Origin of the sequence: Bacteroides sp. UBA939 (assembly GCF_002293435.1) — a bacterium.
GTDB lineage: Bacteria > Bacteroidota > Bacteroidia > Bacteroidales > Bacteroidaceae > Bacteroides.
Genome location: NZ_DBDF01000044.1, coordinates 1 through 12,134, shown reverse-complemented (window position 1 = coordinate 12,134; position 12,134 = coordinate 1). Strand labels below are relative to the sequence as shown.

Sequence of the window (12,134 nt, the reverse complement as noted above, 5' to 3'; positions counted from 1 at the left end):
GAGTAGCCCAGGAGGAGGAGAATTGAGATAGAAATAACCTGCGAAACATAGATGATTAACAATTAATAAAAATGGCACGAGATAAGAAATACATAGCCCTGTGGAACATCATGAAACGGGAAAGCCGGCGACTCGTTTCCCGCCCGCTGTACCTGTTCTGCATGGTGATAGCGCCACTGTTCTGCTACATATTCTTTACTACGTTGATGGACTCAGGGCTACCCGTCGACATGCCCGTAGGCGTAGTCGACCAGGACATGACTTCTACTTCGCGGCAACTGGCACGCAACCTCGATGCATTCGAACAAACCGCCGTAGTAGCCCATTACCCTACCGTTAACGAAGCCCGCACCGCCATGCAAAAGGGAGAGATTTACGGTTTCTACTACATCCCGCAAGGCACCACCGCCAAAGCGCAGTCCCAACAGCAGCCCACTGTCTCTTTTTACACCAACAACACCCTGCTCATTGCCGGCTCCCTGCTCTACAAAGACATGAAGATGATGAGCGAACTGGCATCCGGAGCCGCCGCACGCACCAGCCTCTACGCCAAAGGCGCCACCGAAGACCAGGCTATGGCATTCCTCCAACCCATCGTCATCGACACGCACCCGCTCAACAATCCCTGGCTGAACTACTCCGTATATCTGTGCAACACCTTTGCACCCGGCGTACTGATGCTGCTAATCTTCATGATAACAGTCTACTCCATCGGCGTGGAAATAAAAGACCGCACCGCCCGCGAGTGGCTGCGCATGGGCAACAATTCCATCTACATCGCCCTTGCCGGCAAACTGCTGCCGCATACGGTCGTCTTCTTCCTGATGGGTATATTATATAATGTATATCTGTACGGCTTCCTGCATTTCCCCTGCAACAGTGGCATCATGCCGATGCTCCTCGCCACCCTTTGCCTAGTACTCGCCTCGCAGACGATGGGAGTACTTATGATAGGCATTCTGCCTACTCTGCGACTGGGATTAAGCTTCGCATCCCTCTGGGGAGTACTTTCGTTCTCCTTATGCGGACTGTCATTCCCTGCCATGGCGATGCATCCCGTGCTGCAAGGGTTGGCCAATCTGTTTCCGTTGCGCCACTATTTCCTGATATACGTAGACCAGGCGTTAAACGGTTATCCGATGATTTACTCATGGACCAACTACGTGGCGTTACTCATATTTATGATGCTTCCCTTCTTCGTCGTCCACCGGCTTAAGGGAGCGTTGATTCTTTATAAATACGTGCCCTGATGAAACACCTCACATTCAAACAGAAAGTAGTACAAGGTATCCACGACTTATTCTATATCTGGATACGGGAATTCCGCACGATATTCCGCGACCAGGGCGTGCTCATCTTCTTTGTGCTCGTTCCGCTGGTATATCCACTGATTTATGCTTTCATCTATACCAATGAAACGATACGCGAAGTGCCCGCCGTAGTTGTCGATAACTCCCACAGCACGCTGAGCCGCGAATACTTGCGCAAGGTAGATGCCAGTCCGGAAGTGAAAATCGTAGCTTATTGCGCCGATATGGAAGAAGCCAAACTGATGCTGAAAGACCGCCTGGCTTATGGCATCATTTACATACCTGCCGGGTTCAGCGATGATATTGCCCGGGGCAAACAGACGCAAGTCAGCCTGTTCTGCGATATGAGCGGATTGCTCTATTACAAATCTCTGCTGAATACCAATACCATTGTTTCCCTGGAGATGAACGCCGATATCAAAATACAGCGTGCAGGCAACAGTACCGAACGTCAGGATGCAGTTACCGCCTACCCGATAAAGTACGAAGATGTCACCCTCTTCAACCCTACAAACGGTTTTGCCGCCTTCCTGATACCTGCCGTACTGATTCTGATTATCCAGCAGACTTTATTACTCGGCATCGGCCTCTCTGCCGGAACTGCACGTGAGAACAACCGTTTCAGGGACTTGGTACCCATCAACCGGCATTATAACGGTACGCTGCGTATTGTTCTGGGAAAAGGATTGAGTTACTTCATGGTGTACGCACTTGTATCGGTATATGTACTTTGCGTGGTACCTCGCCTGTTCAGCCTCATCCAGATAGGTCATCCGGGCGTACTGACTCTTTTCCTGCTTCCCTATCTGGCTGCCTGCATCTTCTTTGCAATGACAGCTTCCATTGCCATACGCAATCGTGAGACGTGTATGCTGATATTTGTATTTACCTCCGTACCGTTGCTGTTCCTTTCCGGCATTTCCTGGCCCGGCGCTGCCATGCCCGGTTTCTGGAGATACTTCTCGTACATCTTCCCGTCCACGTTCGGCATCAATGGTTTTGTACGTATCAACAGTATGGGGGCTACGCTCAGTGAAGTAGCCTTCGAGTACAAAGCCTTATGGATACAGACGGGCATCTACTTCCTGACCACTTGCTGGGTGTATCGCCGGCAGATTATTCAGAGCAGGAGGCATGTGATTGAGAAATACAGGGAGTATAAAATTAGGCAGAAGGGATAAATAAGAATGGGTACGCGGACGACGCGGAATGAGCGGATGAATGCGTACCCATTCTTCGATATTTACCGGATACGTTTCTTAATCAACGGATACAGTATCTCCGCATAGCGCACAAACCCCAAATCCGTCAAGTGGATACCGTCAACAGTTGCTTCGCCATCATGACCGAGGATATCTTTGGAAGAAAGGAAATAGATATTCTTCTCACCCCGCTTCTTCAACGACCGGAAAATAGCTGCTATCGTCTCATTCTTACTCGCCACTTCCTGCGCCAGCTTCCTGTCAAAGCGGGAATTAGGAAAGACAGGGTCTTCCACAAAAAGAATGGGCGTGTCAGGATGCTTGGCACGGACAATGGAATAAAACTTCTCCGCACGCTCCTTCATCTGTTCCACCGTAGCGTTGGGCACAAAATCCAGGACAAACATAGAAGCATCAACAGAAGCTATGACCTCTGCTATCTCCAAATCGAGCAAAGCATTGCCGCTGAAGCCTAAGTTTATGCATTCGCGATTGAGCCAACGCTCCAGTATATTGGTATGAGCCATACCGGGACGGGTAGCGCAACCGCCCTGCAAAATACTGGTTCCATAGAACACCACCGGCTTCTCGCGCACCGGCAAATCCACAGCCGGCTGTTCTATCACCGAAAGACTGTCTACCCCGATAGACAATGAAGTAACCCCATCATACAGAGAAAGGAATAAGAGATACTCACGTTCCTCAGGCGCCATATTCCTCACCATAGTAGCCTCGTTGACCTTACCCTGCGGACGCCCGCTACCGGCAAACACCCACTTGCCATCTTGCAGACAATAGAGGTCAAGCCCCTTGATACCCGTAGGCGTCATGTGATTCATATTCATACTGTTCCGGACTTCCCACTTTGCCGCAATACGGGTGGAGTTGGAGCGGAAGCGCACAGCAAGTCCTGCACTGTTTCGTCCCAAATCCCAGAGAGGTTTACGGGAAATGTGTTCCAGGGAATCCGGAAGGCGTTCATAACGGGTAAGTGTAGCGTCTGTAGCTTTACCTAAAAGTGGAAAGGCAGAAGCATCGTGATAAAGGATTTGAGCATTGGCGGACATGGCCAGCAACAATCCTGCGGTAAAAAGTTTGAGTTTCATGGTTATAGTATGTATTTAAGATAAATCAAAGGTATAGCAAAATACAATAAGTCCTACCTGTTTTGCATCAATTAACAAGCAAGATTCTTCTTCGTTTAAGAAATATCCATATCTTTGAATAAAAATCACATATCATGAAAAGACTCCATTATTTACTCAGCACTTTGCTATTGAGCTTTTGCTGCGCCATTCAGGCTACAAACAAAGTAATTGAACAGCCTCCGTTCATCGTAAGTAACACCACCTCTATCGAAGTCGGCCAAGTCAATATCAGTGACACAGCTACTATTCTACACATTTATGCAAGATACAGGCCTAAGAACTGGATAAAGATTGCTACGGGAAGCTACCTGACAGATAATAATGGAGAAATCTACCAACTGCGTTCGGGCATAGGCATTACACCTGACAAAGAATTCTGGATGCCGGAATCCGGTGAAGCCGAATTCCAGTTAGTATTTCCTCCTCTCCCCGACTCTGCCACCTCCATTGACTTCACAGAAGGGGCTGATGTGGAGGGTGGTTTCAGTATCTGGGGGATACAACTGAAAGGCAAAAAGCTGCCGGAGCTGGTACTCCCCAAAGAGGCCACTGTACATAAAGCAGACATGAAAACAGAATTACCGGAACCCGTAATCAGATACGGTAAAGCCGTTCTCAAAGGTAAACTGCTGGACTTCCGTCCAGGTATGCCTTCTCAAATCAATTTATTAGCATGGGAAAATGCGAAAGGTAATTTATCGGAAATCCTGATAGATATTCAACCGGATGGAAGTTTCAGTAAAGAAGTGCCGCTGACAACCAGCACCCCATGTTCAATATTCATGTCAGGCGGCAATATGTTCCAGATATTTATGGAACCGGGGCAAACAACAGAAGTGTATATCAACCTGCGTGAAGCCTCCCGTCTCAAATCCAAATTCCATAAAGAGGAGAAGCCTTACGGAGAAACCGTTTACATGAATGGTCCATTGGCTACCATAGCACAAGAGTTAAATCGGGGTATGCCCGACATAGATATACAACAGAAAGTCTACAAGAATATAAAAGAGATTGCCGGAATGGATATAGATGCATATAAAGAATGGATACTCAAACTTTCTGCAGAAGTACAAACCGAAATAGACAAATTCCCATGTAGCCAGGCAACTCGCCAATTGCTCACTATCAATAATAAATTGTCGACAACCGACCTCTTAAATTCGGCTGCAAACTCACTAACCATAGCTGCCATCGAAGCCAATCTGATAAAACGGGAAGAAGCACAAGATTATTATCTGAAACTTTTCACTCAAGTTCCTGCCGACTATGTCCCCAATGAGTATTTTGCATTACTGAACTCTCCGCAGTCAATCTTCTCCAGCCAATATCTAAACGTTATAGCTGTTAATTACAGGAAAAGCGATGATTTTGCCAAAGCATGGGGAACCGGCAACGGTATCTTTTTCGATATTGCACGAACCATTCCTATTTACCAGGGCATTGAGAACTTTACTCCGCTAACCGAAGAACAAAAGACAACCCTGAGTACTCTGCCTGCCGCCTATGGCGATATGTTGAATGTTGCCAACAATGAACTACTGGCGAAGATTGAAGCCAACAAGAAAAAAACCGGCTTTACCGTCAATGAAGCCGGCGAGGTGAGCAATGAAGACCTTTTTGCTTCCATCATCAGCAAATTCAGCGGCAAGGTGTTACTCGTTGACTTTTGGGCGACCTGGTGCGGGCCATGCCGTATGGCAAACAAAGCCATGGCCCCCATGAAAGAGGAATTGAAAGACAAAGATATCGTGTATCTGTATATCACCGGTGAAACTTCTCCGCTAAAGACCTGGGAGAATATGATTCCCGATATTCATGGCGAACACTATCGCCTGACAGAGGATCAATGGAAGTATCTGGGCAAGAGCTTCAATATCTCCGGCGTTCCCACCTATCTTGTTATAGACCGTGAAGGAAATGTGACGTACAGACAAGTAGGCTTCCCCGGTGCAAGTAAGATGAAAGAGGAGCTTCTGAAAGCTGTTGATGCAGCATCAGAGTCACAATAAACCTTAGACCAAGCCTTGCACAGTCAGGTTCTAAAGTTTATCTTTGCACTGGAGATGTATATCTCCAGCTTAGAGATACACATCTCCAACTTAGAGATGTTTATCTCCAGGCTGGAGATAAACTTTCACCCCTACCTCAACCATCCTCATCCCCAAGGAGAGAATGCCTCAAAGTCAGGGAAAAACTGTTCTATCATCTGCTGTAATCACGCACATCATTATTATCACAGGAAAACAATATTAATATCATAAGAGAACAATGGCTGAATATGAAATGCAGGAATCGAACCTGCCAAACGAAGAGGGCGAACGCATCCTCTATCCACGCATGAAGCTGTGGAACCAGGTAAACTTGGAATACATCGCAAACAACATCAATTATTCAAGTTCGTTCACACCGGGAGACATCATAGGACTGGTGCGCTCGCTCACACAAGAAATTGCTTACCAGATGGCGCAAGGCAACTCGGTGAAAGTAGACGGGCTGGGCATCTTCACACCCGCGCTGGGCATGCGCCGGGGCAAAGAACGGGAATCTGCCGAAAAAGGAGGGCGGCGAGTAAATGCAATGAGCATCTATGTGCAGAACATCAACTTCCGTGCTGACAAACAATTCATTATGGAGACAGGAAGGCGTTGCCGGCTGAACCGTTCGGAAACCAAACCCGGTCGTTCCTCACAAAAATACACACCGGAACAACGATTAAAGTTAGCGCAGAAATATCTGGAAGAACACCCTTATATGAAAGTGAGCGACTACTGCCAGCTGACAGGTCTGCTGCGAAACACCGCCGCCAAAGAATTGATGCGCTGGAAAGAAATGCCGGAAACAAACATCACCACCAACGGAGCAGGTTCGCACAAACTGTACGTGAAGCGGAAAGAAACGACTATTCCTTGAGGTTCCGATAAGCTTACCTTGCCCGCAGCTTTTCACTACAATCGTTAAAAAGCACCTTCCCTGCGACTCCTGGAGCGGGATTTAGAATAATTAACTCACTGTCTATTGTTTAACTACGAAATATTCGTAGATTTGCATTGAATTCAAATTAATACTTTTATTCCATGGAAAAGTTAACAATGCAAGAAGAAGAAGCAATGATTTATATTTGGGAACTGGGCAGTTGCTTCGTTAAGGATATCGTAGCCAAATATTCCAAACCTGCCCCTCCTTACACTACGGTAGCTTCCATAGTGAAAAATCTGGAACGGAAGCAGTATCTCATTACCACCCGGGTAGGAAATACATACCAATACTCGCCGGCCATTCGCGAAAGCGAATACAAACGCACCTTCATGAGCGGCTTCGTGCGTAACTATTTTGAGAATTCATATAAGGAAATGGTTTCATTCTTTGCCAAAGAGCAGAAGATTTCAGCCAATGACCTGAAAGATATAATTGATATGATTGAAAAAGGAAAATAAATCACTAAACAAATATGTTGGCCTATTTTCTAAAAATCAACGTAGCCATTGTGCTGTTTTATGCATTCTACCGGCTGTTTTTCTATAAAGACACGTTCTTCGCGTGGCGCAGGGCGGCATTGCTGTGTTTCTTTGCCGTATCGGCCGCTTATCCATTGCTGAATATCCAGTCGTGGATTACGGAACAAGAGCCGATGGTAGCTATGGTGGATTTGTATGCCAACATTGTGTTGCCGGAAATCACACTAACACCGGAGCAAGTAACTTCCGACTGGAAAGCGCTCCTGCTCAAATCCGCCGACTTTATTTATTGGGGAGTAGTGGCTCTGTTAGCTATCCGGTTACTTATACAATTAAGCGGTATTATCCGGTTGGTTTTCCGTTGCCGGAAAATACGGATGGGAAACTCCAATGTACACTTGCTTAAACAACCCGAAGGACCTTTTTCTTTCTTCCACTGGGTATTTATTTATCCGGCTTCGCACACAGAACAAGAACTCAGCGAAATACTGACTCACGAACAGGCACATGCCAGCCAATGGCATTCCATTGATGTACTCGTCAGTGAGCTTGTATGCGCGCTCTGCTGGTTCAACCCCTTTGCCTGGCTCATGAAACGGGAAATCCGCACCAACCTGGAATATCTGGCGGATAGCCGTGTACTGGAAACCGGGCACGATTCCAAAGCCTATCAGTATCATCTGTTAGGACTGTCACACCATAAGGCTGCAGCAACTATCTATAACAGTTTTAATGTTTTACCTTTAAAAAAACGCATCAAAATGATGAACAAAAAAAGAACCCGTGAAATAGGGAGAACCAAGTATCTGATGTTTCTCCCTTTGGCAGCCTTACTCATGATTATCAGCAACATCGAAACCGTGGCGCGCACCACGAAAGAAGTTGCTAAAGACGTCATAGAGGCTGTAGAAGAAAATATGGCGGTAAAAACGCATGATATGGAAGTTGCAACCGAAGCGCTACGAACAGAAGCGCCAGACTCACAACAGGATAAGAACAAACAAGTGCCTCAAAAAGGGAAAACGGATAAGGATGGCAATCAAAATCCGGTAACAAATAATCCTGATGACCCGATATATGAAGTAACAGAAGTAATGCCGGAATATCCGGAAGGTGGAATGAGTGGATTTATGAAATTCTTATCCAAGAATATTATATATCCGGAAGATGCAAAAAAGAATGGTATCCAAGGACGGGTAATGCTACAATTTGTAGTAAATGTGGATGGTAGTATTTCTAATACAAAACTCCTTCGTGGAGTCCATCCGAGTTTGGATAACGAAGCCATACGCGTTATAGGCACAATGCCGAATTGGAAACCGGGTATACATAAAGGTAAAGCGGTTCGAGTGAAATATACGGTTCCTGTAATGTTCCGTTTAAGCGAAAAGAATAAAGAAGAGAAGCAAAGTCCTATCCGGAAAGCAAGTGAAACCGCAGATCAAGGGAGTTCTGCAACTGACGGTGAAACGGTATTTGAGGTAGTAGATAAAATGCCTTCATTTCCCGGTGGTACGTCAGCTCTGCTGCAATATATATCCGAAAACACCAAATATCCGGTAGAAGCACAGAAAGCAAAAATACAAGGACGGGTAGTGGTACAGATGATTATTGATAAAGATGGAAATGTTACAAAATCCAAAGTACTTCAAGGTATAAATCCCTTGTTGGATGCAGAAGCTATCCGCGTTATGAATAATATGCCCAAGTGGCAACCAGGTATGCACAAAGGAAAGGCTGTCAATGTGAAATATACATTTCCCTTTATGTTCAAATTGCAATAAAGCAATCTATATGAATAACTGAATGACAGAATAAAAATGCCATAAGAGTTTAGAACAAAAAAAATAGTGCACCAAAAGTAAGGCACACTATCAAAAAGATATTTTGCATCCGCAGATGGCGCAGATAACACGGATTAGGTTTCAAATAAATCAGCGCAATCTGTGTAATCTGCGGATGAAAGATAATAAACTTAAACTTCTGATACAGCTTCTTTTTTTATAGCACGTCCTCTCCTCTTTTTATTTATTCATCCTCACCACCTCAGTCGGCGCCATCTCCACATTACGCTTATCCACCTGGCGAACTACGCTTGCTGCTAATTGCAGGAAAGCGCGCCCCGTCATGGCATTTTCGTCAAGCGCTACGGGAGTACCGTTGTCTCCGCTTTCGCAGATGCTTTGTACAATAGGTATTTGTCCCAGCAAGGGAACATTCATCTCTTCCGCCAACCTTTTGGTGCCTTCCTTACCGAAAATATAGTATTTATTCTCCGGCAGTTCGGCTGGAGTAAACCATGCCATATTCTCTACTAAACCAAGAATGGGCACATTCACCTTGTCGTTGATAAACATATTGATACCCTTACGCGCATCTGCCAATGCCACAGCTTGCGGAGTGCTGACAACAATAGCGCCGGTCATGGCGAGTGTTTGAACTACTGTCAGATGGATATCGCTTGTTCCCGGAGGAAGGTCAATGAGGAAATAATCAAGTTCTCCCCAGCTTGCATCCGCTATCAGTTGCTTCAAAGCATTGCTTGCCATACCGCCACGCCACAGCGTTGCCTGGTCAGGATCCACAAAGAAACCGATAGAGAGCAATTTGACGCCATACTTCTCGACAGGCACTATCAAATCTCTACCGCCTACATTCTCAGCATAAGGGCGAGCATCTTCCACCTGAAACATCTTCGGCATGGAAGGCCCGAAAATATCAGCATCCAGCAAACCAACCTTATAACCCAACTTAGCCAAAGCCACCGCAAGATTAGCCGATACCGTTGATTTACCCACGCCGCCTTTACCGGAAGAGATTCCGATAATGTTCTTCACTTGCGGCAGCAGTTTACCCGGTTCGGGACGTGCTGCCTGCTTGCTTTCAGTAGCAATGGTAACTTCCACTTCATTGGATACATACGTATGAATAGCCGCTTCCGCCGCCTTAACTACTGATTTCATGAAAGGGTCTGTCGGTTTCTCGAATATCAACGAGAAACTAACTTTCATCCCGTCAATACGCAAATTATCGGCAACCATCTCAGCCTCTACAAGATTCTTACCGCTACCGGGATAACGCACCGTTGCCAGTGCATCTAAAATAAGCTTAGGATAAAGTGTCATATTATAAATGTAATGAGGTCAATAACCACGCTGTTTGCTATTTTGAAGTTTGCAGTCCGCTCCGCTTGCTGCGGTTGTAACTGCGATATTCGTCTAATTCTATTTCCACATCAGGTTCGTGAAGTTCGCCTTCTGCCGGCAAGTGAAACTTGATATACTTGATGTTCAACCCGCGCTCCAACCACTGTTGTTCATAATAGGTCTTGATGCTGAGAATATCGTCCGCCATACCGGAGTGATACAGGTCTTCCGTCATCACATCCGCAGGAAGATGGTTTTTCTCAATCATATAGCGGGTATAAGTGAACATGAAATTACTATCCGTCTTGAGGTGAATGATGCCATCCGGTTTCAGGAACCTGCGATACCGCTCCATAAACCAGGTGGAAGTCAGACGCTTGGTGGCCTTCTTCATCTGCGGATCAGAGAAGGTGAGCCATATCTCGCTTACCTCATTCGCGGCAAAGAAACGGTCGATGATTTCGATATTGGTGCGCAGAAAGGCTACATTCTTCATGCCCGCCGCCAACGAATCCGTAGCGCCCGCCCACATACGGGCACCCTTGATATCGACTCCGATGAAGTTCTTATCGGGGAATAGCCGTCCCAGCCCTACGGTGTACTCACCGCGCCCGCAACCTAATTCCAAAACAATGGGACGGTCATTCCCGAAGAACGATTCATTCCATCGCCCCTTCATCTCAAAAGGCACATCATCCACCATCGAGTAAGGATACTCGAACACGTGCGGATAACTTGCCATATCGGCAAACTTCGCTAACTTACCTTTACTCATGCGTTATTCCAGAACAGTTACCCAGCCGTGCGTATCAGGTTCGTCACCATACTGAATGCCACGCAGCTTGTTGTACAACTTCGTGCATAAAGGTCCCGGTTTGCCATCCTTGGCAATGATATAGGAATGCCCGTTTTCCGGGTCGTCGATACGTTCGATAGGACTGATAACCGCCGCCGTGCCACATGCGCCCGCTTCTTCGAAAGTAGAGAGTTCTTCTTCCGCCACGGGACGACGTTCTACCTTCATGCCCATATCTTCCGCCAATTGCATCAAGCTCTTGTTCGTGATAGAGGGCAGAATGGAAGTTGACTGCGGAGTGATGTATGTATTATCCTTAATTCCGAAGAAATTGGCGGCGCCGCATTCATCAATGTATTTCTTTTCCCTGGCATCCAGATAGAACTCGGCGGAATAGCCGGCGGCATGAGCCTCATGGCTGGCACGCAAACTGGCTGCATAGTTACCGCCAATCTTATAAATACCTGTTCCGAGCGGAGCAGCACGGTCGTACTTACGGGTAATGACATAAGGATTTACCGAGAAGCCACCCTTGAAGTATGGACCTACCGGAGTAACAAATATCAGGAACATATATTCGTCAGCCGGACGGACACCTACCTGCGCCCCCGTACCAATCAGTAACGGACGGATATAAAGTGAAGCGCCGCTCTCATAAGGCGGAATAAAGCGTTCGTTCATTTTCACCACTTTCAGCACGGCTTCCCTGAAACGTTCTGTCGACAATTCAGCCATCATAATCCCCCGGCAGGTGGACTGCATACGGGCGGCATTCTCTTCCAGGCGGAAAATGCGGACTTTGCCATCCTTGCCACGGAATGCTTTCAGACCTTCAAAAGCTTCCTGACCATAGTGCAGACAAGTAGCCGCCATGTGCAGATTGATCTGTTCGCTACTGCTGATTTCAAGTTCGCCCCATGCTCCTTCGCGGAAATTAATCCGCACATTGTAATCTGTCTTCAGGTATCCGAATGACAGATTAGCCCAATCTATTTCTTTCATATCTCAAAGTATTAGTTATCTTAATGTACTCAAGTCTTGTATGTTGTTTATAATCAGTAGTATCTCTATTAGCTT

10 protein-coding genes are annotated in these 12,134 nt (G+C 46.4%); 6 read left to right on the top strand and 4 right to left on the bottom strand.

The window, feature by feature from the left end; translation table 11 throughout:
• The first annotated feature begins 71 nt into the window (after nucleotides 1-71).
• Both B2Z67_RS03180 and B2Z67_RS03175 read left to right on the top strand, forming a co-directional pair.
• Nucleotides 72-1,250: an ABC transporter permease gene (locus tag B2Z67_RS03180; protein WP_291528371.1), complete on the top strand. Its 1,179-nt coding sequence runs from the start codon at nucleotides 72-74 to the stop codon at nucleotides 1,248-1,250.
• Nucleotides 1,250-2,491 (top strand): ABC transporter permease, encoded by a 1,242-nt coding sequence (locus B2Z67_RS03175; protein WP_291528370.1) that lies wholly within the window; start codon nucleotides 1,250-1,252, stop codon nucleotides 2,489-2,491. Before B2Z67_RS03180 ends, B2Z67_RS03175 begins: the two co-directional genes overlap by 1 nt.
• A gap of 62 nt (nucleotides 2,492-2,553) precedes the next feature.
• On the opposite strand, the gene B2Z67_RS03170 is transcribed toward B2Z67_RS03175, so the two are convergent.
• A complete protein-coding gene (locus B2Z67_RS03170) occupies nucleotides 2,554-3,618 on the bottom strand; it encodes an SGNH/GDSL hydrolase family protein (RefSeq protein WP_291528369.1) in 1,065 nt (354 codons plus the stop codon).
• A gap of 134 nt (nucleotides 3,619-3,752) precedes the next feature.
• Here B2Z67_RS03170 and B2Z67_RS03165 point away from each other — a divergent pair, with 134 nt between their 5' ends.
• The 4 genes from B2Z67_RS03165 to B2Z67_RS03150 all read left to right on the top strand — a co-directional run bounded on the left by B2Z67_RS03165 (nucleotide 3,753) and on the right by B2Z67_RS03150 (nucleotide 8,899).
• Nucleotides 3,753-5,669 (top strand): TlpA family protein disulfide reductase, encoded by a 1,917-nt coding sequence (locus tag B2Z67_RS03165; RefSeq protein WP_291528368.1) that lies wholly within the window; start codon nucleotides 3,753-3,755, stop codon nucleotides 5,667-5,669.
• Nucleotides 5,670-5,928: 259 nt separating this feature from the next.
• Complete coding sequence (locus B2Z67_RS03160) at nucleotides 5,929-6,570, top strand: HU family DNA-binding protein (RefSeq protein WP_291528367.1); 642 nt, start codon at nucleotides 5,929-5,931, stop codon at nucleotides 6,568-6,570.
• Nucleotides 6,571-6,734: 164 nt separating this feature from the next.
• Nucleotides 6,735-7,094, top strand: a complete 360-nt coding sequence (locus B2Z67_RS03155; RefSeq protein WP_291528366.1) for a BlaI/MecI/CopY family transcriptional regulator — start codon at nucleotides 6,735-6,737, stop codon at nucleotides 7,092-7,094.
• Nucleotides 7,095-7,108: 14 nt separating this feature from the next.
• Nucleotides 7,109-8,899, top strand: coding sequence for a M56 family metallopeptidase (locus B2Z67_RS03150; RefSeq protein ID WP_291528365.1), 1,791 nt, complete (start codon nucleotides 7,109-7,111; stop codon nucleotides 8,897-8,899).
• Nucleotides 8,900-9,139: 240 nt separating this feature from the next.
• On the opposite strand, the gene B2Z67_RS03145 is transcribed toward B2Z67_RS03150, so the two are convergent.
• From B2Z67_RS03145 to B2Z67_RS03135, 3 genes are read right to left on the bottom strand one after another with little or no spacing between them, the layout of a single operon-like run.
• On the bottom strand, nucleotides 9,140-10,240 hold the full coding sequence (locus B2Z67_RS03145) for an Mrp/NBP35 family ATP-binding protein (RefSeq protein ID WP_291528364.1): 1,101 nt from the start codon (nucleotides 10,238-10,240) through the stop codon (nucleotides 9,140-9,142).
• A 37-nt stretch (nucleotides 10,241-10,277) separates the two neighbouring features.
• Nucleotides 10,278-11,036 carry a tRNA (guanosine(46)-N7)-methyltransferase TrmB gene (gene trmB / locus B2Z67_RS03140; RefSeq protein ID WP_291528363.1) on the bottom strand — a complete coding sequence of 253 codons (759 nt, stop codon included), beginning with the start codon at nucleotides 11,034-11,036 and terminating at the stop codon, nucleotides 10,278-10,280.
• Nucleotides 11,037-11,039: 3 nt separating this feature from the next.
• On the bottom strand, nucleotides 11,040-12,059 hold the full coding sequence (locus B2Z67_RS03135) for a branched-chain amino acid aminotransferase (RefSeq protein ID WP_291528362.1): 1,020 nt from the start codon (nucleotides 12,057-12,059) through the stop codon (nucleotides 11,040-11,042).
• Nucleotides 12,060-12,134: the final 75 nt, after the last annotated feature.